Annotated in this window: 22 protein-coding genes; 11 read left to right on the plus strand and 11 right to left on the minus strand. The window is 64.2% G+C overall.

The features are described 5' to 3' along the window. The coding region (locus tag B6V72_RS19325) for a hypothetical protein (RefSeq protein ID WP_206185817.1) at window positions 1–234 on the plus strand (234 nt) is incomplete at its 5' end. A 242-nt stretch (window positions 235–476) separates the two neighbouring features. On the opposite strand, the gene B6V72_RS19240 is transcribed toward B6V72_RS19325, so the two are convergent. The 5 genes from B6V72_RS19240 to B6V72_RS17995 all read right to left on the minus strand — a co-directional run bounded on the left by B6V72_RS19240 (window position 477) and on the right by B6V72_RS17995 (window position 5953). Further along, on the minus strand, window positions 477–632 hold the full coding sequence (locus B6V72_RS19240) for a hypothetical protein (RefSeq protein WP_166504636.1): 156 nt from the start codon (window positions 630–632) through the stop codon (window positions 477–479). A 3-nt stretch (window positions 633–635) separates the two neighbouring features. Beyond that, window positions 636–1898 carry an amidase family protein gene (locus B6V72_RS17980; protein ID WP_088736253.1) on the minus strand — a complete coding sequence of 421 codons (1263 nt, stop codon included), beginning with the start codon at window positions 1896–1898 and terminating at the stop codon, window positions 636–638. Next, window positions 1895–2830 carry a DUF2848 family protein gene (locus tag B6V72_RS17985; RefSeq protein WP_088736254.1) on the minus strand — a complete coding sequence of 312 codons (936 nt, stop codon included), beginning with the start codon at window positions 2828–2830 and terminating at the stop codon, window positions 1895–1897. The genes B6V72_RS17980 and B6V72_RS17985 overlap by 4 nt, the downstream gene beginning before the upstream one ends. 410 nt (window positions 2831–3240) lie before the next feature. Further along, on the minus strand, window positions 3241–4578 hold the full coding sequence (locus B6V72_RS17990; RefSeq protein ID WP_088736255.1) for a serine hydrolase: 1338 nt from the start codon (window positions 4576–4578) through the stop codon (window positions 3241–3243). After that, window positions 4559–5953: an alginate export family protein gene (locus B6V72_RS17995; RefSeq protein WP_240497759.1), complete on the minus strand. Its 1395-nt coding sequence runs from the start codon at window positions 5951–5953 to the stop codon at window positions 4559–4561. The genes B6V72_RS17990 and B6V72_RS17995 overlap by 20 nt, the downstream gene beginning before the upstream one ends. 201 nt (window positions 5954–6154) lie before the next feature. Between B6V72_RS17995 and B6V72_RS18000 the strand changes: the two genes are divergently transcribed. Beyond that, complete coding sequence (locus B6V72_RS18000) at window positions 6155–6643, plus strand: hypothetical protein (RefSeq protein ID WP_088720635.1); 489 nt, start codon at window positions 6155–6157, stop codon at window positions 6641–6643. Between the two features lie 246 nt (window positions 6644–6889). On the opposite strand, the gene B6V72_RS18005 is transcribed toward B6V72_RS18000, so the two are convergent. The 3 genes from B6V72_RS18005 to B6V72_RS18015 all read right to left on the minus strand — a co-directional run bounded on the left by B6V72_RS18005 (window position 6890) and on the right by B6V72_RS18015 (window position 9883). Then, window positions 6890–7969, minus strand: a complete 1080-nt coding sequence (locus B6V72_RS18005; RefSeq protein ID WP_168173078.1) for a sensor histidine kinase — start codon at window positions 7967–7969, stop codon at window positions 6890–6892. A gap of 4 nt (window positions 7970–7973) precedes the next feature. Further along, complete coding sequence (locus B6V72_RS18010) at window positions 7974–9416, minus strand: ATPase domain-containing protein (RefSeq protein ID WP_088736258.1); 1443 nt, start codon at window positions 9414–9416, stop codon at window positions 7974–7976. Window positions 9417–9622: 206 nt separating this feature from the next. Further along, window positions 9623–9883, minus strand: coding sequence for a hypothetical protein (locus tag B6V72_RS18015; protein ID WP_088736259.1), 261 nt, complete (start codon window positions 9881–9883; stop codon window positions 9623–9625). 112 nt (window positions 9884–9995) lie between these two features. Between B6V72_RS18015 and B6V72_RS18020 the strand changes: the two genes are divergently transcribed. Then, on the plus strand, window positions 9996–10538 hold the full coding sequence (locus B6V72_RS18020; protein ID WP_088736260.1) for a phosphatase PAP2 family protein: 543 nt from the start codon (window positions 9996–9998) through the stop codon (window positions 10536–10538). Between the two features lie 196 nt (window positions 10539–10734). Here the strand turns inward: B6V72_RS18020 and B6V72_RS18025 are convergent, their stop codons facing one another. From B6V72_RS18025 to B6V72_RS18035, 3 genes are all read right to left on the minus strand, one after another. Further along, complete coding sequence (locus tag B6V72_RS18025; RefSeq protein WP_088736261.1) at window positions 10735–11796, minus strand: dipeptidase; 1062 nt, start codon at window positions 11794–11796, stop codon at window positions 10735–10737. Window positions 11797–12426: 630 nt separating this feature from the next. Beyond that, on the minus strand, window positions 12427–13839 hold the full coding sequence (locus B6V72_RS18030) for an amidase family protein (RefSeq protein WP_088736262.1): 1413 nt from the start codon (window positions 13837–13839) through the stop codon (window positions 12427–12429). A 63-nt stretch (window positions 13840–13902) separates the two neighbouring features. Then, a complete protein-coding gene (locus B6V72_RS18035; RefSeq protein ID WP_088736263.1) occupies window positions 13903–14802 on the minus strand; it encodes a LysR family transcriptional regulator in 900 nt (299 codons plus the stop codon). Between the two features lie 104 nt (window positions 14803–14906). On the opposite strand from B6V72_RS18035, the gene B6V72_RS18040 reads away from it, so the two are divergent. From B6V72_RS18040 to B6V72_RS18075, 8 genes are all read left to right on the plus strand, one after another. Then, entirely contained in the window at window positions 14907–16082 is a 1176-nt protein-coding gene (locus B6V72_RS18040) for a cytochrome P450 (protein ID WP_088736264.1), read from the plus strand. Between the two features lie 37 nt (window positions 16083–16119). Further along, complete coding sequence (locus tag B6V72_RS18045) at window positions 16120–16443, plus strand: 2Fe-2S iron-sulfur cluster-binding protein (RefSeq protein WP_075777400.1); 324 nt, start codon at window positions 16120–16122, stop codon at window positions 16441–16443. After that, window positions 16440–17615, plus strand: coding sequence for an FAD-dependent oxidoreductase (locus B6V72_RS18050; RefSeq protein WP_088736265.1), 1176 nt, complete (start codon window positions 16440–16442; stop codon window positions 17613–17615). The genes B6V72_RS18045 and B6V72_RS18050 overlap by 4 nt, the downstream gene beginning before the upstream one ends. Window positions 17616–17678: 63 nt before the next feature. Next, window positions 17679–18668, plus strand: coding sequence for a TRAP transporter substrate-binding protein (locus B6V72_RS18055; protein WP_075777398.1), 990 nt, complete (start codon window positions 17679–17681; stop codon window positions 18666–18668). After that, window positions 18668–19180, plus strand: coding sequence for a TRAP transporter small permease (locus B6V72_RS18060; protein ID WP_088736266.1), 513 nt, complete (start codon window positions 18668–18670; stop codon window positions 19178–19180). The genes B6V72_RS18055 and B6V72_RS18060 overlap by 1 nt, the downstream gene beginning before the upstream one ends. Next, a complete protein-coding gene (locus B6V72_RS18065) occupies window positions 19177–20475 on the plus strand; it encodes a TRAP transporter large permease (protein WP_088736267.1) in 1299 nt (432 codons plus the stop codon). Before B6V72_RS18060 ends, B6V72_RS18065 begins: the two co-directional genes overlap by 4 nt. A gap of 81 nt (window positions 20476–20556) precedes the next feature. Next, complete coding sequence (locus tag B6V72_RS18070; protein WP_088736268.1) at window positions 20557–22005, plus strand: aldehyde dehydrogenase; 1449 nt, start codon at window positions 20557–20559, stop codon at window positions 22003–22005. A gap of 308 nt (window positions 22006–22313) precedes the next feature. Then, window positions 22314–23033 carry a response regulator transcription factor gene (locus B6V72_RS18075; RefSeq protein ID WP_146696222.1) on the plus strand — a complete coding sequence of 240 codons (720 nt, stop codon included), beginning with the start codon at window positions 22314–22316 and terminating at the stop codon, window positions 23031–23033. The last annotated feature ends 176 nt before the right edge of the window (window positions 23034–23209 follow it).

A 23209-nucleotide genomic window follows, 5' to 3' on the forward strand; every position in this document is an offset into this window, starting at 1 on the left:
GGGCGTCACCAGCCCGTCACCCTGAGCAAAGCCGGGAAACTCTGCCTAAGGGCGGTAGAGCTCTGGGGTGCGGATCAACACCAACCGGGCTCCGGTCGCGGCTGGATGAAAGTTCAGTGGCAGGTCAGGCCGAACCTCTTGAAAGCGAAATCGCCACAGGACATCGCCGTGAAACATCACGTGGATCAACTAGAACCAATTGGCAACTCTCCGCAAATGCGTCGTACTGATTAAAATGAAGACGTTCCCAAGGAGGCCCTCCCCGGACAAGCAGCCCGATATACGGCTGGCCAAGAGCAAAACCGATGGTGAGAACCCTCAGGTCGTTTGCGCAGTTCTCCCGGATCGTCGCCGCTTCGCTCTGGCCAGTCGCCCTTGCGACATCTCTCAGTTGCGGGCAGTCGTCGCCCTCAAAAGCGACCGGGATCGTCCAACGCCGGGCGGGGTCCGGCATCTCCAGCGGACCCTGCGCGATCTCATCGGCGAGCCGCTTCAACGACCCCTAGCTGCTCGCGGTCTACACCCAGCGGATCGAAGCGCAGCAGCACGGAGACCCGCGCCGCAGCGATTTCCGCGCCCCCCGAGGGCAGGTCAGCCTCCAGCCGGTCCGCGAAACGACGCGTGGAGCGCATCACTCATCCCGCCACTTGCTCCGCGATGGCAAGCACACGCGCATCCGCCCCTTTCGGCGCAGCCAGCATCGTCATCGAATAGGCTGGATCCAAGCCTGGCGTCGGCATCGCTATCGCGCAGCCATCCACGAGGTTGATCAACGAGGTGTTACGCAGCATCTCGACATTGAGGCGATCGAATTCGGCTTCGACCTCGGCAATGCTGGGCGGCAGGCGCATCAGCGTCGGGCTCAGCAGCGCATCGAAAGGCTCCATCAGCCGTTCGAAAAGCGTGACGATATCAGCGCGCGCGGCATAGGCTTTCTCGATTTCCTCAGGCGTAAGCGTGAGCGCGAAACGGATGCGCGACAGCACGCGCGGATCACCCACCACTTCGAGCTTTTCCAAATCGTCGCGGTAAATCTCGAGCGCTTCGACGGCGACGATAATCTTGTTGAGCACGACCGCCTTTGCGATTTCCGTCATGTCGACCGGCACGATCTCATGGCCGAGACCTGCGATCCGGGCTTTCTCCGCCTCGAACAGCGCCGCGACCTCGTCGGACAGACCATTGGTGAAGGCGCCTTCGGGCACCACGAAGCGCAGCGGGCCGTCTTCTGCCGCGGAAAGCGGCGCGCCCGCCATCACATCCACCATCTGCCGCAGCAAGCCAAGATCGCGCGCCATCGGCCCCGCCACGTCATAGGTCGGGGCGAGCGGATGCACCCCGGTATCGTCGATGAGCCCTTGGCTGGGCTTATAGCCCCAGATGCCGTTCGCCGCCGCCGGGATGCGCAGCGAGCCGCCGGTATCCGTGCCGATCGCGGCATCGGTGATCCCGAGGCCCACGCAGACCGCCGCGCCCGAGCTTGAGCCTCCGGGCATCCCGCCCGCCACCAGCGCGCCCGAGGGGGTGCCGTGATGCGGGTTGAGACCCACCCCGGAATAGGCGAATTCGGACATCGAAGACCGCCCGAACATCAGCGCCCCCGCCGCCTTGAGCCGCGCGACCGAGACCGCATCCGCCTCTGCCGGCGCGCGGTCCTGCATCAGACGCGAGCCTGCGCTCGTGACCTGCCCGGCCTCGTCATAGAGATCTTTCACCGAAACCAGCGTGCCAAAAAGCGGCATCTCCTCGCCCGCCTCGTGGCGCGCCTCTAGTGCCTCCGCCTCGGCACGGATGCGCGCCGGGGCGAACTCGGTGAAGATCGCGCGTCGCTCCGACTCTGGCAAAGCCTCGACCTTGGAGATGGCAGTTTCGACCTTGATTAGAAATGGTGATGTCATGCGACCTCCGGCAGATTGCGCGTCTCGTATTCATGGGTGATCACGCGCCCGCTGCGCGGATCTTCCATCTGCATACGAAAACGGGCCGCCGGACGCACCCCTCCCTTCGCGCCGAACGTGCCGCAGAGCATCGCGACAGGGCCGTCATCGGCCAGATCGGCAAGATCGGCACCCGCAATCAGATCGGTCAGAGGGCGGATCGCGGCGAGCGTGCCTTCCTGATACGGCACCCACTCGCCCCCCTCTTCGATCCAGCTGCGCAGCACGATCTCTTCGAGGTGGTCGGAGACACTCTCCCACGACCACAGCTCGGACGCGCAGGGCTTGGCGCAGACCTGTTTCGACAGCGCTACCGAATGCGCTTCAAGCGCGCGGTCAGTATGGTCCGAGGCCAGCCCGAGATAGGTGCGGCCCTCGACAGCGACGATCAGCGGTTCGACCTCGCCCGAAGTCTCGTTCCCTACCGCCTCAAGCACCGGGGCTTGCGTCAGAAGCTGCGCCGCCACGCGATAGTAAAGCGGTGTGGCCGAAGGCGCGGGGACCCAAAGCGCCGCCAGTTCCTCGATGTGGTGGGCGATGGCATCGGCGTCGCGCCCGGTCCAGCCAGCGACGATGAGATGCGAGAGGTGGGTCATCGTCTCCGCCACGCCGAGCCGCACGACCCCCGCCATCACGCCATGGGTCAGCTCACTCAGGATCCGATCGCGCTGCGCAATCAGAACCTCCGCCTCGTCGACAAGCCGCCGCCCCGTCGCGCTGAGCCGCACGCCGCGTCCGTCGCGCTCGAAGATGGTGATCCCCATTCGGTCCTCGAGATGCCGGATCCGCCGCGAAATCGCCGATTGAGCGAGTCCCGTAGCATCGGACGCCGCGCGGAAGCCGCCGTAGCGCACCACGGAGCGGATGATCTCGATGTCGCGAAAACCGAACATGACGCGATGCTAAGCGGTGCCCTGGCGCGACTGTCAAGCGCATCGGTCGAACGCGTGTCAGCAGGCGACCCGCTGATCTTGCGGATTTCGGTCAGTGGTTAGGGCGTCTCGCGATAAATCTCGGTGGTGCATTGGCAGCGCTCTGGAAGGGCGTAGCCTTCCGCGGCCACAACGGATTGTGCAGTTCCGCCTATCCTTGTTCGGGATCCGAGAGCGCACGACCCACCACCGGCGCACTTTCGACCAGCAGCGCGGTATCACGCGCACTAGCAGACCGCTGATCGAGCTGGTGGCTAAATCGGCTGACATGCCGCTTATTGGGCGGATAGCCGTCATTCGTTGAGCGAGCCACGAAGGTCCGCAGCGCGAAGAGAGCGCACAGTCCTGTGTCGTCAGCGCGACGCACTCCCTCACCGTGTCATCAGATACTCCGCGACGGCCTGATAGGCGGGAAGCGACGTCGGATCGATGAAGCCATTCTGGGCCTGCGGATAGGAGGCAAACCGCACCAGGACCATCTTGGCCGTCGGATCGACATAGATCGTCTGGCCATGAACCCCTCGCGCCGCAAACGCGCCGTGATCGTTGTGAAAGACCCACCACTGGCTCGTGTAGCTGCCGTTCGGGATCGTCGGGAAGCCGCTGAACTTCGCGGGGTCTCCGCCCATGCGAATATGCTCCACCACCGAAGCGGGGAAGAGCCGTTTGCCGTTGAACTCGCCCGCGTCGAGCATGACCTGCCCGAGCCGGCCTAAGTCGCGCAAGCTTGCCGAAATGCCGCCCCCCGCGAAAGGCACGCCCTTGGCGTCGACCGTCTGATAGGCGTCCTGTTCCGCCCCCATGGGCTGCCAGAGTCGTTCCGAGGCAAGCTCCGTCACCGAGGTGTTCGTAACCCGGCTAATGATCCAGCCCAACATGTCGGAATTGATCGTCTTGTAGTGGAACGCCGCGCCATGTTCGCCGTCGGGCTTCACCTGCTGGAGATATTCCCAGTAGCCGTTGGGGCCGGTGTAGCCCTCGGGTTTGGGCAGTGGGCTCGCCGCGGCGGAGTATTGCCAGATATCGGCATTCGGATCCGAGTAATCCTCGGAGTATTTCACCCCGGTCGTCATATCCATCACCTGCCGGACGGTGGCGGTGGCAAAGGCGCTGTCACCGATCTCGGGGATGATGTCGCGCACCAGCAGCGTATCGTCGAGCTTGCCCTCGGCCACCAGAATTTCGCCCAGAAGCCCAGTGACGGATTTCGTCATCGACATCGCCGCGTGTTTCCCGGTCTCGTCGAGGCAGCCGAAATACCGTTCGTAGACGACCTCCCCTTCATGAAGGATCAAAATCCCGTCGGTGTAATTGGCATAGAGCGATTGCTCCCATGTCATCGCCGTGTCCGAATTCAGGGGCGTGAAGCTCAGTGCGTCGATCTCCTGGCGCAGATCGGCGAAACGGGGCGGCGAGGGATAGCGCAGTGGGATCGGCGCCCCGAGGCCGCGGCTGATCTCCTCGGTCGGAAGAAATTCCCGCAGGTGGCAGACCGACCAGCGCAGCTTCGGGAAGCTGAAGAAATTGGAATCGGGCTGGGTAATCAGCTTGTCGGCGGCCGGCGGAAAGCCCTGCATCCAGCCCATGACCCGCGGGTCGGAATCCTGCGCGGAAAGCGGCGTGGATTGGGCGAAGACCGCAGATGCCAGACAAAGCGTCGTGACCAGGGTGGCAGTCTGCACGATCCGTTTAGAAATTGACGACGACATTGAGGAAGCCTCCGGTCCAATTGGGCACCTTGCCCGGCACGGCGTTCTTGATCCCCTTGCCCGGGATCGAGACGCTGACCCCTGCGGTCAGGAAGGTGTTTCGGTTGATGATGCGGCTGTATTCAAGAAAGACGTCATCGGAGAGATGCGCGTTCGTGACGCCCGAGAGCACATTCGCCGTCGCACCTGTCGTATCGAGCCGGGTCGCCTGTCCGAACTGGATCGGGCTGTTCAGCTCGTTCGCCCGGATATGTGCATAGCGGAGCGTCACGCTGTCCTGACGGGTCGGCTGAAGCTTCAGCGAGAGCCCATGCGCCTGAACGTTGGAATTGATGAACACCATCGAGGATTTCGAACCGGTCGCCCAGGCGCTTGGAGAGCCCTCGTAATAAAGCGGATCGAAGCGTTCGAGCCGGGCCGTGTTCGGATCGTCCCCGGAGAAACTCTGGTAGGAATAGGTCAGCGTCGGCGACCAAGGCAAATCCGCGAAGGTATAGCCAAGCTGGACGCGCCCGGCCCAGGCGGCCAGATCAATCCGGTCATTCCACTCATAGGCAAAATCCGCCGAGGCGACCCAGTTCTCGAATGCGCCGGAAAACGGATTGGTGCGTGCATACAGGTTGAACGCATTCGTTCCGTCGCGAGCACCGGGCAGGATCACCGGCGCGCCAAGACCTCCGGGGGCCGCCTGGATATAGGCGGAGTCGGAATTGACCACATTGACATAGGTAAGCCCGAGATACCCCCCGCGCGGATCGTCAAAGCGCATATCCAGACCGGCGAGCCTGTTATGCCCGTCACTCGCGGGGCGCTCGTTCGGGTCGATATAGAACGCGGTTGCCGCGAACGCGCCTTGCGTGATCTTTCCGATCGCGGCCATTTCCCAGGCCTTGCGCGGCCCGAACTTCAGTGCACCACGCTCGAAACCGCTCGAGCCACCGTTGGCGATGAGCATGCCGGTGCCGAGCTTCAATTCACGCGGGCCAAGCGAAAAATCGAAGCCCATACCCTCGGTTTGCTGCATACGCAGGCCGAGATAGGCTTCCTCGATCGTCGTGCGCCCGGTATCTCCATAGTCATAGGCGTCGGTGCCGAGAGTGTAAGACGCGACCGCCGAGAGCTTTCCGTAGAAGACTTGTCCTGAGTCGAGCGTCTTTTCAAAGCTCACACCGGGCTTGATGTAGAACTCGAGCCAATTCTTGTCCGCATTGAAACCTGCACCCGGCGCGAAGCTGTCGGCGAAATCCCAGAAAAGATTCTGCTCGCTGACCGCGTTCACACCTGCTTGCAGATGTGTGCGCACCGTCGTGCCGTTACCCTCGTAGAGTATCGTCGGATCTCGATCCTGTGCGCTGGCTGCTGTGATGGACGCCAAGGCGATAGATGTCGCCGTCAGGGCCGACGCAACTCCGCGTCGAGCACGAGCAGAAGAGACCTGGATATCAGCCTTCATCGCGCACCAACTCATACCCGCGGAACAAAGATCACACCGCTCAGTACTCACGCTACCGTGATCGCGTTATCCTTCAAGAGGAACAGTGCCCAAAATGGGCGAGGCAGCGATGAGGATGCGCAGATGCAGACCGGATCACGCAAGGAACGCGATTTCATTCGGGAGAATTTCGGGGAAATCTGGCCGGTGCATGTCTCAGCCTTCACACGTCTTCTGACGCAGTTTCGCGCACGTTTCGATGGCGATCTCGATCTGCTCCTCGTGCTGGCGGTCATCGGAGAGCGGACCCGGCCCGAGAACTGGAATCCGCAACTCGTGTCTTTGGAAGATCTCGCGACGCGCGCTGAGGATCGGCGATCTCAATATGCAATCAACATCCAGTCTATCGCGGATTACAGCGGCATCCCAAGAGAAACCGTGCGCCGAAAAGTTCTCGTCTTGCAGAGAAAGGGGTGGGTGCATCGGAGCGACGACGGGAAACTATCGATTTCAGCGGATGCCGCCCCGGACCTCGCGGATGCCACCGGGGATACGATCGCCTATCTCCAAAAAATCTTCTGCGCATTCGAAAACGCGCGCGATACTGGGAATGGAGCGGCCGCTATCGAGTGAGCCCCGCCGCACAGGGGGGGACGCGAGTGGCCTCCGAACCCACGCAAGCGCCGACCAGACCTTCGTAGCGGCCCGGTAGGTCAGATTTCGACGGCTTCAGAGATTTGTATGGTGGGCCTCCCATTCCAACACGCCCTACCTAGTCACCCTCCCGATCTTGGCGTCTCGACCGTGCGATCGCCGGATGCGGTCGGAATGAGGTTCGAAGGTAGGCAAGGCCATCGACAGGACAACGGGCGCTCGCCCCTAGTCGTCAACCCGAACGGTTTCGCTCAAAAGCGTGAAGTGGCGGGGGCTGAGTTTGGCATACCAAGTGACCCCGTCGGGATCGTGACGCAGTTCGGTCTCTGCCTCACCGCGCAGGAAATTTTCGATGACCTGGGTGCCGAGCCCCTGACGCGAGGGCGGCTCGACCGGCGGACCATCGCGCTCCTCCCAGGAGAACGCGAGCGCTCCGCTGTCCGGAACCACGCGCCAGCGCACCGCGACCCGACCGTCGGGGATCGAGAGCGCACCGTATTTAGCCGCATTGGTGGCCAGTTCATGGATCACCAGCGCAAGGTCGAAGGAGGGCTTTTCAGCCACGAGCACCGGAGGCCCCTCGGTCACGAGTTGTCCGGCAGCGCTGGTGTAGGGCGTCACGTGATCTCTCACCAAGGCATCGAGCGGACGGGCCGTGGTCCCTTCCTGCGCGAGTTTGACATGCGCATCGGTGAGCGCGCGGAGCCGACCCGAAAAGGTCTTCGAAAAGCTTTCGAGATCGGCGGCGCGGCGCACCGTCATCGAGAATAGCGACTGCAGAACCGACAGGCTGTTGCGCGTTCGGTGGCGTAGCTCGCTGAGCAGAAAGCGGCCCCGTTCCTCTTCCTGATAAAGCCGATCGATCAGGTCGCGGGTCTCGAACTGCCGCTGACGCGCTTCGGCCTGAGCTTCGAATACGCTTTGCAACACGGCGGCCTTGACCGGGCGCTCGAGCAGTATCGGCGGAGGCGCGTTTTCCTTGCGGTTGATGATCTGAATCGCGGGCGGAGGGCGGCTGATCTGACTGAGAAGAAACACCGACGGCAGCCGCGCCCACGCGGGTTCGGCCGCGAAAGTGGCGTTCAGAGCCTCACCGGTCTCACGGCCCGCGCCCTCCTGGCTGATGACGACAAAAAGAACGCCATCAGGGCCCTGCGCATTTAAGGCGGCGGCGAAGGCGCGCGCGGTGATGCAGGTCCGGGCGGTAAAGCCGCACCGCTCGACAACCCGCGCCAGGGCTCGGGCGTCGTCCTTGAGCGGCGCGAGGAGCAGGACCGGCGGCATCTCGGAACAGGGCTCGGACATCGCTTCACTCTGCGCTGAGATCGGATGCATCTCTGGCACGCTGCTCGGCTTCCTCGGAAAGGGGAATGATTTCCACAGCGCCGGACCGGATAATCAGCTGTTCGATATTGCGACGGTGTTCGCTGTGACGTTTCTTGAGCACGGCGATGGACCGTCGGATTTCCGAGTGCGCCTCGTATTGGCGCAGAAGGATAATGGAATCGGCGAGAAAACTGGCATCGATGGTCGTCCTTGGCGGCTCACCCAAGAGGCCGTGCTGGGTCATGGTGATGATGACCAGAACTTCACGGCGGGTAAGATGCTGCAGCAGCGCCTGCATATGCGTCATCACATGGCTGCGCTCCGGCAGTGCCTCGAGGTAACCGCTGAGACTATCGATGACCACGACGCGGGCGCCGTCATCCACAGCGCTCAGCACCGCATTCGCGAACTCGCCCGGTGAGACCTCGGCCGGATCGAAGTGGCGTAACCTGAGGTGGTCGGTGTCCTCGTAACCCTCCACCTCAAGCCCGACGCCTGCGGAGCGGTTGCGCAGCACTTCGGGGCGCTCCTCGAAAAGGAACATGGCCGCAAGCAGTCCACGCTCGGATGCCGCGCGCGCCAACAGGGTGGCGATGGTCGACTTGCCGGTGCCGGACTGGCCCGAGATCAGCGTGGTAGTGCCGAATTCCAGCCCGCCGCCCAGAAGCTGAGCGAGCGGTTCGTGCGGCGGCTCAAGCCGGTCCTCAAGGGTGGCGGGTTGCGCCTCATGCGGGATGACACGCGGGAAAACCTCGAGCCCGCCAGTGTTAATGCGGAAATCATGCCATCCCTCCCGGAACGGGGCGCCGCGCAGCTTGACGATTGTCAGCCGCCGCTGCGTGATCCCGATGGGCGGCGTCGTGCTGTCGAGTTTGATGACGCCGTGGACCACGCCCTCGGCGTGACGTTCCCCATCCGGATGATCGAGATGGTCAATCAGCAACGCCGTGCAACCGCGCTCGCGCAAGTCGCTGCGGAGTGTGAGAAGCTCGCGCCGGTAAGCTGAATCGGTCGAGGAAAGCATTCGCAACTCCAGCAGGGAGTCGAACACGACAATTTCGGGGTCGGAGTTTTCAAGTTCGCCGCGCACCCCCTCCATCAATTCGACAAGATCGGCCTCGTCGCTCTCGACCGAGATGCTCCGCTCGCCTCCGCCGAGTTCGGGCGTGTAGACCTTGACGCCGGACAGATCGAACCCGTGGGACTTCGCGATCATCTCGATTTCAGGCCGGGATTGCGCCACGCTGATAAAGAGCGCGCGCTTCCCGTCGGCAACCCCTTCGGCAAGGAAATGTAGCGCGAGGGTGGTCTTGCCGGTGCCGGGAGCCCCCTCGACGAGCATGATCCGCCCAGCGGGGTAGCCTCCCCTCAGAACTTCGTCGAGGCCGGCAACCCCCGTGGACACTCTGCCGTCTTGATCAACCACTTTACCCCCTAACCCGCAGATCCAACGCCAATTCAGGTGGGCCGGCCAAGGCCGACGTCGCCTGATATAAATTGTTTCAAGACATTAAGGTTTCCATGCTGGATCAAAAAATCGCGTTTGGCAATGAAACGGCCCCGTTTGGCGTCCGGGGCTCGCCCTCCGAGCCCCCTGCGCAGCCCGACGGAGACGTGCCTGATGCCGGAGCTTCATTCAGCCGCAACTGACGGCCGGTTGGTGCTGCGGTCCCGCCCACCTCGGAGGCTTGGTCCACAACAATACATCCTCAGCCGCCGCCCTTCGTGCCAGAGGAGGACGATCGTGATGAGGTTGAACACCGTCAGCAAGATCAGCCCGAGGAGGTGCGTCGCCACCCACGGCGCTTCCTTGATCTCTTCTCGGGCCAGCATTTCGACCCAATTGAGGAGGGCCGGCCCCGAGACGAAGTAGAACACAAGTTCGCCAGCCATCTCGGTCAGCGCGTGCAATCCTCAGAGCGTGGCGCTAAGCCTGAATGCTTGATGAACGCGGTGTCACGGACTTGCGGACCCGCGACCTGACCTTTTCGATGAAAGGCACGCAATGGACGCAGCGATTACTCACTGGATCAATTCCTTCGCGGGCCACAACGCCTTTGTAGATCAAGCAATGATCGCAATCACTCAAACGGGCGTGCCCTTCATCGTGCTCGTCGTCGTCCTGCAATGGTGGAGCCGGGAAAACCGGCAGCATCTGCGTCATGTCGCAATCTGCGCCGGACTTGCGTTCCTTCTGGGGCTTGCGATCAATCAGGGCATCCTGCTCTTCATCCACCGCGTGCGCCCATATGACGCCGGAGTCTCCAACCTTCTTATCGCCAAGAGCGCCGACTGGTCGTTTCCGTCCGACCACGCCACTGCCTCGATGTCAGTCGCCATGGCATTTGCGCTTCAGAAGCTTCCGCGGCGGGCGCTGGCATTCTTCGCGATGGCTTTCCTCATCTGCCTGTCGCGCATTTACGTCGGCACCCACTACGTCACCGACGTTCTGGGAGGCGCCGCCACCGGGATCGTAGCGGCAATCGTCGTCCGGGCGCTTTATCGAGAAAACAGCAAATTCGATCGTTTCGCGAAAAGCATCCTTTAGCGGGAAACACTGCTTTCTGCAGAGAAGTCGTTCACCTGTGGCGAAGCGAAAGCCCGCTTTCCGCCCGATAGCGGGCTTTCCCCGTATTGTTTTCCAATGTTGGTTCTCGTCTGCCGTTCACCATGATGATGACGCTTTTGGGCATCTGCGAGATTCGATGTTTTCAGACATTTCCACGCGTGGATAAAGTCAGCTCTCAGCCGCCCCAGGTTCTCTCGAGCAGCGCCAGCCAGTTGCCATGGGCGAGCTTCTCGATCAGCGGCGCGTCATAGCCATGCGCGCGCATCGCTTCGATCAAGCGCGGCAGCCCTTCCGCATCGCCCAGATCGGGCGGAATCGCCGCTCCGTCGAAATCCGAACCGAGCCCGACGCGGCTCTCGCCCAAGGTCTCGATCAGGTGATCGAGATGGCGCAGCATCGGGTCGAACCCCGCGAAAGGCTCACCCTTGCCGTCCTCGCGCAGAAACCCCAGCGCGTAGTTGAGGCCGACAATTCCGTCGCTCTCACAGATCATGGCGAGCTGTCGGTCCGTGAGGTTGCGCGACGAGGGACAGATCGCATGCGCATTGGAATGGGTCGCGACCAGGGGCGCATCGGAAAGCGCTGCGACATCGTCAAAGCCTTTCTCGTTCAGATGGCTCAGGTCGATCATGATCTTCAGCCGGTTGCATTCCGTCACCAGCCGTTTGCCCGCCTCGGTCAGCCCGTCCCCGGTATCGGGCGAGGACGGAAACGCAAAGGGCACACCGTTGCCGAAAGCCGTCGGACGCGACCAGACCGGCCCAAGCGAGCGCAGCCCCATCGCGTGCCAGACATGCAGCAGATCGAGATCGGGCCCGATCGCCTCCGCGCCTTCGAAATGCAGGATCGCGGCGATCTTCTTTGCGGCCATCGCGTTGCGGATATCGGCGACAGAACGGCAGATTTTCAGACTCCCCTCCCGCTCCATCCACATGAGGTGGCCGACCATCTTCATAGCAACGGGCAGTGCGTCCTCGAGCGGAATCTCCGCCGGCAAAGGCAGCGAAAAGGGGGGATTTCGCATGATGGCGTCCAAATCGGGATCGTCATGGGCGACTGGCGACGGAATGTAGACCGCGAAGAACCCGCCCGCGAAACCACCCGCACGCATCCGCGGCAGGTCGAGATGGCCCTCTCCGGTATCGCTTAGCCAAGTCGTCTCGCGGGCCTCCGGGGCGCGCAGCAGGCGGAGAAGGAAATCGTTATGGCCGTCGAAGACCGGGACCGGAGCGCTCATGTGAACTCATCCTCTTTCATTTGGCCTGCGAACGCTTCCGGTGGTTCACAGTGGCATATTTTGCGGCACGGAGGCTGCGAAGATCGGCACCTGGGAGTTCTTCCTCGACGCGCCTGTTGATATGTCGCCGGCCAGTTCTCCATTCATGGAAGATGTAAGCAAGTCGAATTGTTGTCCGGAGGCGTAGGCTCGCTCGCCGCGATGCCGGGAATTGGCAGGGTCCATTCCACGAGGCGATCCGGCTGGGCGAGAACGCGCATATCTGGCTGAAGGTCTCCGGCTCCGAGCGCAGTTCCGAACTCGATCCGCCTTACGCGGATGCGGCGCCCTTCGCCGCGAAGCTGGTCGAGCTTTACCCGGACCGGACGATCTCGGGCACCGACTGGCGGCACCCGCGTTTCCGCGCAGACCCGCCCGATGATAGGTCTTGGTCGATACCCTTACCGATATAGCCGCGAATGCCGCGCTCTTCCTCTCCTCCGACGAGGCGCGCTTCGTCGGAGGCACCGAGATCGCGACCTATCAGCTTGGTGTGCTCGGCGCCGGGGTCATGAAGATCGAGGACCGAACGACCCCGATCAGGCGCGGATGCAAGGCAGCGATCCTCTCATGGGGCACTACTCGCCCCACTTACCGCATTGCGATCTCGACCGGGGCGGAGCGCGCCTCGATCTCTGTCGCGGCCTCTAACAGCACGTCTTCACGGAACCGCCCCGCCACCATCTGGATACCCAGCGGCGCGCCCTCTGGCGTGCCCCCGGTTGCCAGCGACAGCGCCGGCAACCCGGTGATCGGCAGGCCCACCATCGCGTTCTGCGCTTCCCAGACGCGGCGAAAATCCGCGTCGCTACCGAGATCGAGATTGTCGGCGAAGGGCAGTTCAGAACTCGGCGGCAGCAGCACCAGCGGGTAGCGCTCGACGAAGAGCGCCCATTCCCGCGCGATCTCGGCCCGGCGGATCAGCGCGCGCGGAATCGCATCGGGGGCGAGGGAGCGAATGAACTCCGCCTGCCCCTCCAGCACCCGCAGCGCGCCCGGGTCGCCCTCGGCCTGCGCCGCGGCGAGCTTGCCGGGATAGTCATGGCCCAGCCAGAGTGTGATCTGCACCCGCGCGGCCTCGGCGATCGGCGGCAGCGCGTCGAGTTCTTCGACGATCCAACCAGCGGCGCGAAGCTTCTCGGCGGATTGCAGAAGGCTCTGTTGCAGCGCGGGATCGGTCTGCGCGCCGTCGGGCCGAAGACACAGCGCCGCGTGTCGGTCCACCGCAGGTCCGTGCAGCGGCGCGGGCACCGACCAGATGTCGCGCGGATCGGGCTTGGCCATAGCGGTGAAAGCGAGCCGCAGATCCCCGACAGAGCGCGCGAGCGGCCCGGAAGTCGCCATCAGCTGCCCGCCGATATCGCGCTCCGCCCCGGTGGAGTTATGCGCCGCGATACGCCCGAAGCTGGGACGCAGCCCATGCACGCCGCAGGCATACGCCGGGTAGCGAACCGAGCCCGCGATATCCGTGCCATGCGCAATCGCCCCGATCCCGGCCGCCACCGCAGCGCCAGCACCGCCCGACGACCCGCCCGGCGTCAAATCCTTGCGCCGCGGGTTGTAGGTGTGGCCATGCAGCAGGTTATTGGTGAACCAGCGGTAGCTGAAGGCGGGCGTATTGGAGCGCCCGAGGCTGACTGCCCCGGCGCCCAGCAGGTTCGCGACCACCGGGTTGTCGGTCTTCGCGATCAGGTCCTTCTGCGAGGCCAGCCCGTTCGTCGTCGCATAGCCGCGCTGGTCCACGATCACCTTGATCGTCACCGGCACCCCGGCCAGCGGCCCCGGATCCTCGCCGCGCGCGATGCGGGCATCGACCGCCTCCGCCGCGGCCAGCGTCTCCTCGGGCCGGCACTCGACAACCGCGTTGATCGCAGGGTTCACCGCCTCGAGCCGCGAAAGCCCCGCCTGCGCCACCTCGCGGGCACTGACCTGACGAGACCGCACGAGCGCCGCGATTTGCGTGGCCCCCAAGGACCAGAGAGCGGGTTCTGCGGTGTCGTTCATGTCGGTAACTCCATCGTGGAAATTGAGGTTGCGCCGACCGATCCGGGCGCGCGCCCTTCGGGCCTAGCCGCGGCAGGTCTCCACGATCACCTCGCGCAGCCAGCGATGCATCGCGGAGTCGTTCTTACGGGCGGTCCAGACGACCGACAGGTCGAACGGGCCGCGGAACGGGCTTTCGTTGAGAACCAGCCCCTCCATCGTGCGCCCCAATCGACTTGGCATCGTCGCCACGAGGTCGGACTGTCCGAGAAGCGAGGCGAGCCCTGCCGGGCTCGGCACCGTGATCGTGGGTCGCAGAGAATGGCCCGCAGCTTCGATCTCGCTGACATAGGCCGATTTCCAGCCGCCGCCGTAATTGATGTAGACATGGTTGAGCGCCAGATAGCTGTCGACATCGAGCGGCCGCCCCGCCATCGGATGCCGCGGGTCCATGAAACAGGCATACTCTTCGGTATAAAGGCGGCGCGAATGAAAGCCGGATTCGCTGCGCGCGAAAGGGCCGACGAGAACGTCGGCCTCCCGGCGCAGAAGGCGCAAATGGCCGTCGCCCAACGCATTCACCACCTCGACCTCGAGATGCGGGGCCTGTTTGCGCAGCTCGGAGACGATCTTCGGGATCATCAGGATGCGCTCGTAATAGTTGCAGGCGATGGTGACCTTGGCGCGAGACTGCGCGGGATCGAACTCTTCAGGCTGCGCAACGTCGTCGAGCTTCTCGAGGATCTCGATCACTTGCTGGAGGATATGTTCGCAGCGCTCCGTCGAGACCTGCCGCCCGCCTTCGCGCACGAAAAGCGGATCCTGAAAATAGGCGCGCAGCTTGGCGATCGTGTAGCTCACCGCCGACTGGTTCACGTCGAGCTTTTCGGCCGCCGCCGTGAAGGAGCCCAGTTCATGGACCAGCCGCAGCGCCTCGAGCGCGGCGATGTCGAGCCTGCCGGGAGATGCGGTCGATTGCGGCATGATGTTCCATCAAATTATTTGATGGTATATACAAGATTCATCTTATTGTTACAAGAAAGACCGCGCCTTACGCATGTCCCCGGAGGAGATTTCGGGAGGACATCATGGCGCTCGCACCGCTGGACGAGGAGATTACGCTCGCGCAACTGACGACGGATCCCTATCCGATCTATCGCCGATTGCGCGCCGAGAGCCCGGTTCTGCGGGTCGCCTCGGCGGGTCGCACGTTCCTGACGACGGCGGAGCTGACCAAGAAGGTGAAGGACAATCCGGAGCTGTTCAGCAGCGACGATCCCAACACCCCGATGAAGCCCGCATTCCGCGCCCATACCCTGATGCGCAAGGACGGCGAGGAGCATCTGCGCGAACGCATGGCTATGGCCCCGGCGCTCACGCCGAAGCGGATCCAGACCGATTGGGGGCCGCTCTACGAGAAATTCGCCGAGGAATATGTCGGTCGGTTGCCGCGCGGCGAGACGGTCGATCTGTTCTCCGAGCTATGCGGACCGCTAGCCGCGCGCATCCTCGCCCATGTGCTGGGCATCCCGGAGGCGAGCGACGCGCAGATGCAGCGCTGGTCGCAGCACCTGATAGACGGAGCGGGGAATTTCGGCTGGCAGCCCGAGCCTTTCGCGATCTCGGACAAAGCCAATGACGAGATGGACGCGCTGTTCACCGAGCTGCGCGAAAAGCGGATCGCGGAGCCGGACGGCTCGGCCTATTCGGTGATGCTCAACGCCGAAAACCCGATCCCGATGAGTCAGATCTGGGCCAATATCAAGATCGCGATCGGCGGCGGCATCAACGAGCCGCGCGACGCGCTGGCCACCATCATTTACGGGTTGCTGACCAATCCCGACCAGCTGGAGCAGGTTCGCGCCGAGGGCGCGTGGAGTAAGGCCTTCGAGGAAGGCGTGCGCTGGGTCGCCCCGATTCAGGCCAGCTCACGGCTCGTGACGAAGGATACCGAGCTTGGCGGCTTCGAGATCCCGAAGGGCGACACGGTGATGACGATCCAGGCTTCGGCCAATCGCGACGAGAGCATCTACGAGAATGGCGAAGAGTATTTCGTCTTTCGCGACAAGAACCCCCATCAGGCTTTCGGCAACGGCCCCCATCACTGCGCAGGCGCCCATATCGCGCGGCGCACGGTGGGCAAGATCATCCTGCCGCTGCTGTTCGACCGCTTCCCCGACATGCGCCTGCCCGATCCCGACGCGGTGATCTGGCGCGGCTTCGGGTTCCGCGGCCCGATCAACCTGCCGGTGGAGCTGAACTGATCCGCGGTTGCGCGGACCGGAGAGAGGAGGAATTTCGATGATTAAAGTGACTTACGTCGCACAGGACGGCACGCGAACCAATATCGACGCCGATGAGGGCGATAGCGTGATGCATGCGGCGGTCTCGAACGATGTCGACGGGATCGTCGGCGAATGCGGCGGCTCGATGATGTGCGCGACCTGCCATTGCTATGTCGACGACGCATGGGCGGAGAAGGTCGGACCGCGCAGCGCGGGGGAGGACGACATGCTCGAAGGCGCGGCATCCGAAGTGACCGAGCGCTCGCGTCTGTCGTGCCAGATCAAGCTGACGCCCGAGCTCGACGGGCTCGTGGTCCATCTGCCCGAGGAACAGTTTTGACCTCCGGGACCGTCACCATAATCGGCGCGGGCCAAGGCGGCTTGCAAGCTGCGATCAGCCTGCGGCAGAACGGCTTCGAGGGCGCGATCACGCTGATCGGCGACGAGCCGGGCTTGCCCTATCAGCGCCCCCCGCTCTCGAAGGTCTATCTGCAGGACGGCAAGGCAGAGGCGCTCTACCTGCGCCCCGAAAGCTTCTTCGAGGCCAAGCGCATCGACTACCTCCCCGGAACGCGGGTGGAGGCCATCGACCGCGCGGCGCAGCGCCTCACTGTCCTGCGCGACGGGGCCGAGAAATCCCTGCCCTATGACCATCTGATCCTCGCCACCGGCACCCGCAATCTGCGCCCGCCGATCGAGGGGATCGCCCATGCCTGCGATCTGCGCACGCTGACCGACGCGCAGCGCCTGCGCGAGAAGCTGGACCAACCAACCCGGATCGCGGTGATCGGCGGCGGCTTCATCGGGCTGGAATTCGCGGCCGTCGCACGCAAGCTCGGCCATGAGGTCGCGGTCATCGAGGCCGCTCCGCGCCTGATGGCCCGCGTGGTCTCGCAGCGGATGTCGGACCATTTCGCCGACCTGCATCGCGGCTGGGGCACTGCGCTTCATCTGGGCCAGCCTGCCGTGGCGGTGGAGCCCGCGGGCGTGACGCTGGCCGATGGCACGGGGGTCACCGCGGATTTCGTGCTGGTCGCGGCGGGCGTTCGCCCGAACGTGGAACTGGCCGAGGCGGCGGGGCTCGCCATCGACAATGGCGTGAAAACCGATGCCCGGCTGCAGACCTCGGATCCCGCGATTTCGGCGCTCGGCGACTGCGCGAGCTTCCCCGATCCGCGGGGCCGCGGGCATATCCGGCTCGAGAGCGTGCAGGCTGCCACGGATCACGCGCGTCTGATCGCGAAACGCCTCGCGAAGGGCGACACCGGTCCCTACGGCGCGCTGCCGTGGTTCTGGTCGGATCAGGGCGCGTGCAAGCTGCAGATCGCGGGCTACGCGACACCTGACGCGGCGGAGGAGGAGATCGCCGCGGGGATCGTGGGCCGGTTCGACGAACGCGGGCTCGCCGCTATCGAGACCATCGATAACGCGCGGGCCCATATGCGGGCACGCAAACTTATCGCGTCGCCGGAGCCGGTGACGCGCGCGGATCTGGAGGAGATCGCCGCCTAGCGCGGCACATGAACGACAGGCCCCGGGAGGAGGGGCTCAAACGGTCCAACGGGAGGAGAGACCATGAAACACACGACCCTTAGCGTCGCCACCGCCATCGCGGTCGGGGCAACGATCAGCATCGCAACCGCCGCCGGCGCGCAGGAGCTGAAATACGCGAACTGGGCGCCGCCGACCCATACGATCAACGCAGCCCAGATCGAGCCCCTGGCCAAGGCGCTCTCGGAAGGCACCGACGGGGCGGTAACGCTGCGCGGCTATCACGGCGGCGAACTGGGCGCGGGCCCGGCCGATCAATACGTGCGCGTGCTGCAGGGCACCGCCGATATGGGCTGGGGGCTGCAGGGCTATACCTCGTCGCAATTCCCCAAGAGCCTGATCGCGGAACTGCCGGGTGCGCTGCCGCTCGACGCGCCGGGCTACAAGGCGCTGTGGCAGGCCTTCGACACGATCAAGGGCGAATATCCGCAGACCGAGGTGATCGCGCTCTGGGGGTCGGAGCCCAACATCCTGATGATGCACGACAAGGACGTGCGCACGCCCGCCGATCTCAAGGGCCTGAAGATCCGCGTCGCGGGGTCGATCTCGGCTGCCGCGATGGAAGCGCTCGGCGCGACACCGGTGCAGATCCCGATGACGCAGGTCTATAACGGGCTGCAGACCGGGCTGATCGACGGCGTGGTCAGCGGCGCCTCGGTGCTGTCGGATTTCAAGCTCAACGAGGTCGTTGGCAGCGTGACCACGGGCCCGAACCTCGGACGTCTCGCCTTCTACACGGTGATGAACAAGGCGGCCTATGACGGGCTCTCGCCCGAAGCGAAATCCGCGCTCGACGCGATGAAGGGCGAGAAGATCTCGAAGATGACCGAAGAGGCGTGGATCGCCACCGCGAACAAGGCGCTGGAAGCCGCGCGCGCCTCCGACGCCACCACGGTGATCGACCTCGACGCCGACGGCTCGAAAGCCTTCAACGACGCGCTCGCCGACGTGACCGACACCTACGTGAGCAAGGTCGGCGGCGAGGACACGCTCGCGGCGATGCGGAGCGAGTGATGCTCGCGCGCGCGCAGAAACTGGCGGACAGGCTGATCGGCCTGTCCGCGATCATCGGCACGACGGGCTTGATCTTCGTCGTGGCCGTGATCGTCATCGACGTTATCGGGCGCAATTTCGGCATGCCGCTCTACGGCTCGCAGGACCTGATAACGATGACGATGGTGCTGATCGTCTTCGGCGGCATGGCGCTGTGCGACCGACGCGACGGCCATATCGTCGTCGACATCTTCGAGAGCGCCTTCCCCCCTGCCCTGAACCGCGCGATCGATATCTTCTCGGCGTTCCTCGGCGTCGCGATCTTCGTGCTGATCGCGGTGACGGTCTACAAGAGCGCGCAACTGAGCCAGATGCTCAACCTCTCGACCAATCTTCTGAACCTGCCCAATGCGTGGTTTCAATATGCGCTGGTCGCGCTGTCGCTGGTGGGCGCGCTGACAATGTGCCTGCGCGCGCTGCGGCTCATGTCGCGCCACGGCTATGAACATCATTCCGAAAGGGACGTGCTATGACCCCCGCGCTCACCGGATCGCTCGGGCTCGCGCTGTTGCTCGGCATGCTGCTGATGCGTGTGCCGGTGGCCTTCGCGATGTTCGCGGTGGGCTTCGTCGGCATCTGGATCCTGAACGGGCTGAAGGCCGCGACCGGGCTTCTGGCGTCGGAGACCTTCTCGCTGGCCTCCAATTCCGAGCTGATCGTGGTGCCACTCTTCATTCTGATGGGAAATGTTGCGAGCGTGACGGGTATGAGCCGCAAGCTCTATGACGCGGCCTACGCCACCGTCGGCCAGGTGCGCGGCGGTCTGGCGCTGGCGACGGTCGTGGGCTGCGGCGGGTTCGCGGCGCTATCGGGCTCCTCAGTCGCCTCGGCGCTGACGATGGGCCGCACCGCGCTGGCAGAGATGGACCGCTACGCCTACAGCCCGCGCCTCTCGACCGGCGTCGTGGCCGCGGGTGGCACGCTGGGCATCCTGATCCCGCCCTCGACCGGCTTCGTGATCTACGCGATCCTCACGCAGCAAAGCATCGGACGGCTCTTCATGGCGGGCATCCTGCCCGGGCTTCTTTTGCTGAGCGCCTTCATCCTGACCATCGCGATCCTCTGCCTGCTGCGCGCCGAGATGGGACCGAAAGGCCCCGCGACCAGCGCCGCCGAGAAGGGCCGCGCCTTCCTCGGCGCGATCCCGATCCTGCTGGTGATCGTGCTGACCATCGGCGGCATCTATTCGGGCCTGTTCTCGCCCACCGAAGCGGCGGGCGTCGGCGCCGCCTTCGTGATCGCGATCGGGGCCTTCAGCGGCACGCTGAGCCTGCGCAGCTTCTGGCGCGCGGCGCAGGACAGCATCGTGACCACGGCCTCGGTGATGCTGATCCTGATCGCGGCGCATCTGATCAACCCCTTCGTCGCCCTGAGCCATCTGCCCGCCGAGGTGAGCGACCTTCTGGTCTCCCTCGATCTGGGCCGGGTCGGGACGCTGGTCCTGATCCTCGCGATCTACATGGTTCTGGGCTGCTTCCTCGAAGGGCTCGCGATGTTGGTGCTGACCCTGCCGATCTTCCTGCCGGTGATCCTCGATCTCGGGATCGACCCGATCTGGTTCGGCGTGCTGGTGGTGCTGACGCTCGAGATGGGGCTGATCTCGCCCCCGGTGGGGATCAACGTCTTCATCGTGAAATCGGTCGCGCAAAACGTGCCGCTGATCGAGATCTTCCGCGGCGTGCTGCCCTTCTGGTTCGCGATGCTGGTGACCCTTGCAATCCTCGTCGCTGTGCCGGGAATATCGCTGTGGCTGCCCGGGATGATGTGAGGCACAAAGGTTTCAGAGGGCGCCGGTCCGACAATCGCCGCGCCGCGTGACGCAAGATCGAAGTCTCAAAGGGAGGACATTATGAAAGAGATCGGAATGCTGCTGGACGGGGTCTCCGCCCCAGCCGCCTCGGGCGCGACTTTCGACCGGATCGATCCCGTGACCGGAGAGGTCGCCACCCGCGCCGCCGCGGCGGGCCGCGACGATGTCGAGGCGGTGGTCGCTTCTGCCGCGCGCGCTTTTCCCGGCTGGTCCGCGACCGGGCCGAACGGGCGGCGCAAAATCCTGTCGAAAGCCGCCGACGTGATGGAAGCCCGCGCCGATGACTTCATCCAGGCGGTGATCGCCGAGACCGGCGCGACCGGGCCTTGGGCCGGGTTCAACGTCCATCTCGCGGCAGGCATGATCCGCGAAGCGGCGGCGATGACGACACAGATCGGCGGCGAGATCATCCCCTCCGACAAGCCCGGCACGATGGCGATGGGCGTTGCGCGCGCCAAGGGCGTCTGCCTTGGCATCGCGCCGTGGAACGCGCCTGTCATCCTCGGCACCCGCGCGGTCGCGATGGCGCTCGCCTGCGGCAATACGGTGGTGCTGAAGGCCTCGGAAATGTGCCCCGCGACGCATCGCCTGATCGGCGAGTGTTTCGCCGAGGCCGGGCTCCCCGAAGGGGCGCTCAACGTGGTGACCAATGCCCCCGAGGACGCCGCCGATGTCGTCGAGGCGCTGATCGCGCATCCCGCGGTCAAGCATGTCAACTTCACCGGCTCCTCCGCCGTCGGCCGGATCATCGGGCGGCTCGCGGGCGAGCATCTGAAGCCCTCACTGCTGGAGCTGGGCGGCAAGGCGCCGCTGATCGTGCTCGACGATGCCGATCTCGACGGTGCGGTGAACGCGGCGATCTTCGGCGCCTTCATGAACCAGGGCCAGATCTGCATGTCGACCGAGCGGATCATCGTCGACGAGACAGTGGCCGATGCCTTCGTCGAGAAACTCGCCGCCCGCGCCAACGCTCTGCCCGCAGGCGATCCGCGCGGCGAAGTGGCGCTTGGCGCGCTTGTCTCTGAAGCCGCCGCAGAGAAGATGGACGCGCTGATCGCCGACGCCACCGAGAAAGGCGCAAAGCTGGTCGCCGGGGGCTCTCGCGAGGGGACCATCGTCGCGGCGACGCTGCTCGACGGCGTCGCGGAAGGCATGCGCATCTATGCCGAGGAAAGCTTCGGCCCGGTCAAATCGATCATCCGCGTGAAGGGCGACGAAGAGGCGCTGAAAGTCGCCAACGACACCGAATACGGCCTCTCGAGCGCGATCTTCAGCGCCGACGTCTCCCGCGCGATGGCGCTGGCGAACCGGCTCGAAACCGGGATCTGCCACATCAACGGCCCGACGGTCGGCGATGAGCCGCAGATGCCCTTCGGCGGGGTCAAGGCCTCGGGCTACGGGCGCTTCGGCGGACGTGCGGCGATCGCCGAATTCACCGACCTGCGCTGGATCACCGTGGAAGACCCGAAACAGCATTACCCAATCTGATCTGGATTCTACGATACCCGATGAGAGGGAGCCGCCCCCCGGGTCGGCTCCCTTGGCGTTGGACCCATCGGGCGGCTCATCCGAAGCGCCCCCAAACGCCAATCGCGCGAACGTGAACGTGCCGCCAATTATCCGATTGAAATTATCAGAAAATCCCTTTAGGGAACCTGACGCGCAGTAAAACTGTCGGCACTGTGGTTGCCGCCCCACCTGACGCAGCCGTTTTTTCAACTCGATTAAGACCCCTCGGCCTCGAGTATCAGACCTTCCGCAAAGATGATGCTGGCCACACCGGAGAGAGCAAGCTCTTGACCTCAAGTTCCGTCGTGATCCTTGAAGACGATGCCGATGTCCGAACCGTCATCGAACGGGCCATCGCCTCTGAAGGATACCCCTCGAAATCCTTCGGCACGCTTGGCGCGTTGTTCGCCGGAGACGCCCTGACGAGAGCCGATTGCTTTCTCGTCGACATAACCCTCCCCGACGGCTCCGGATTCGACGTCCTCCGCGCGATCCGCAGCAAAAATCCCGGGGCGGGCATCATCGTTCTGAGCGGGCGCACCGACGAAATCGATACGGTTCTCGGCCTCGAGCTTGGCGCGGACGACTACGTCTGCAAGCCCTTCCGGGCGCGGGAATTGCGCGCCCGGGTCAAGGCCGTGCTGCGACGGACGGCGGACCGTAAGTTCGCGCAGAAAGCGGCGCAGGACAGCCCGGCGGATGTCTTCGAAATCTCGGGCTTGCGGTTCAACCGCCGCGCGCGATGGGTGCGCACCCTTCAGGATGTTAAGATCCCGCTTACGACGCTGGAATACGATGTTCTTCTCGCACTCGCGACGCAGCCGGACACCGTGCAGTCTCGCGATCAGATCATGGACCGGGTCAGGGGGCCGGACTGGGCAGCCTTCGATCGCACCGTCGACGGGGTGATAAGCCGCATTCGCTCCAAGCTGGAGAAAGCCGACGTCTCGCATGGCGCGATCAATACCATCCGCAACGTGGGCTACGTCTTCACCAGCGAGACCTGACCTGCGGCCCGGAAACCGGTCGGGCGGCGTGGCAGGAACACCTTAGCCAGGGAGACGTTTCGTAAGATGAAGCTAAAAAGGCAATCGACCGGCTTGGGAACGTCCCGCGCATCGTATTTTTGATTTCGGGCGTTGCTCTCCAGCAGGCGCCATGTTGCCGCGGAGACTCCGACGTT

This window comes from Thioclava sp. F34-6 (genome assembly GCF_002213235.1).
GTDB lineage: Bacteria > Pseudomonadota > Alphaproteobacteria > Rhodobacterales > Rhodobacteraceae > Thioclava > Thioclava nitratireducens.

Bases quoted from the DNA above. Each gene is read 5' to 3' on its own strand.
- B6V72_RS18000 (WP_088720635.1), top strand. From the start codon at position 6,155: ATGCAGACCGGATCACGCAAGGAACGCGATTTCATTCGGGAGAATTTC.
- B6V72_RS18065 (WP_088736267.1), top strand. From the start codon at position 19,177: ATGACCCCCGCGCTCACCGGATCGCTCGGGCTCGCGCTGTTGCTCGGC.
- B6V72_RS18040 (WP_088736264.1), top strand. From the start codon at position 14,907: ATGGCGCTCGCACCGCTGGACGAGGAGATTACGCTCGCGCAACTGACG.
- B6V72_RS17990 (WP_088736255.1), bottom strand. From the start codon at position 4,578: ATGTCGTCGTCAATTTCTAAACGGATCGTGCAGACTGCCACCCTGGTC.
- B6V72_RS17985 (WP_088736254.1), bottom strand. From the start codon at position 2,830: ATGTTCGGTTTTCGCGACATCGAGATCATCCGCTCCGTGGTGCGCTAC.
- B6V72_RS18055 (WP_075777398.1), top strand. From the start codon at position 17,679: ATGAAACACACGACCCTTAGCGTCGCCACCGCCATCGCGGTCGGGGCA.
- B6V72_RS18060 (WP_088736266.1), top strand. From the start codon at position 18,668: ATGCTCGCGCGCGCGCAGAAACTGGCGGACAGGCTGATCGGCCTGTCC.
- B6V72_RS19240 (WP_166504636.1), bottom strand. From the start codon at position 632: ATGCGCTCCACGCGTCGTTTCGCGGACCGGCTGGAGGCTGACCTGCCC.
- B6V72_RS18045 (WP_075777400.1), top strand. From the start codon at position 16,120: ATGATTAAAGTGACTTACGTCGCACAGGACGGCACGCGAACCAATATC.
- B6V72_RS18035 (WP_088736263.1), bottom strand. From the start codon at position 14,802: ATGCCGCAATCGACCGCATCTCCCGGCAGGCTCGACATCGCCGCGCTC.
- B6V72_RS18025 (WP_088736261.1), bottom strand. From the start codon at position 11,796: ATGAGCGCTCCGGTCCCGGTCTTCGACGGCCATAACGATTTCCTTCTC.
- B6V72_RS17980 (WP_088736253.1), bottom strand. From the start codon at position 1,898: ATGACATCACCATTTCTAATCAAGGTCGAAACTGCCATCTCCAAGGTC.
- B6V72_RS18030 (WP_088736262.1), bottom strand. From the start codon at position 13,839: ATGAACGACACCGCAGAACCCGCTCTCTGGTCCTTGGGGGCCACGCAA.
- B6V72_RS18005 (WP_168173078.1), bottom strand. From the start codon at position 7,969: ATGTCCGAGCCCTGTTCCGAGATGCCGCCGGTCCTGCTCCTCGCGCCG.
- B6V72_RS18070 (WP_088736268.1), top strand. From the start codon at position 20,557: ATGAAAGAGATCGGAATGCTGCTGGACGGGGTCTCCGCCCCAGCCGCC.
- B6V72_RS18020 (WP_088736260.1), top strand. From the start codon at position 9,996: ATGGACGCAGCGATTACTCACTGGATCAATTCCTTCGCGGGCCACAAC.
- B6V72_RS18015 (WP_088736259.1), bottom strand. From the start codon at position 9,883: ATGGCTGGCGAACTTGTGTTCTACTTCGTCTCGGGGCCGGCCCTCCTC.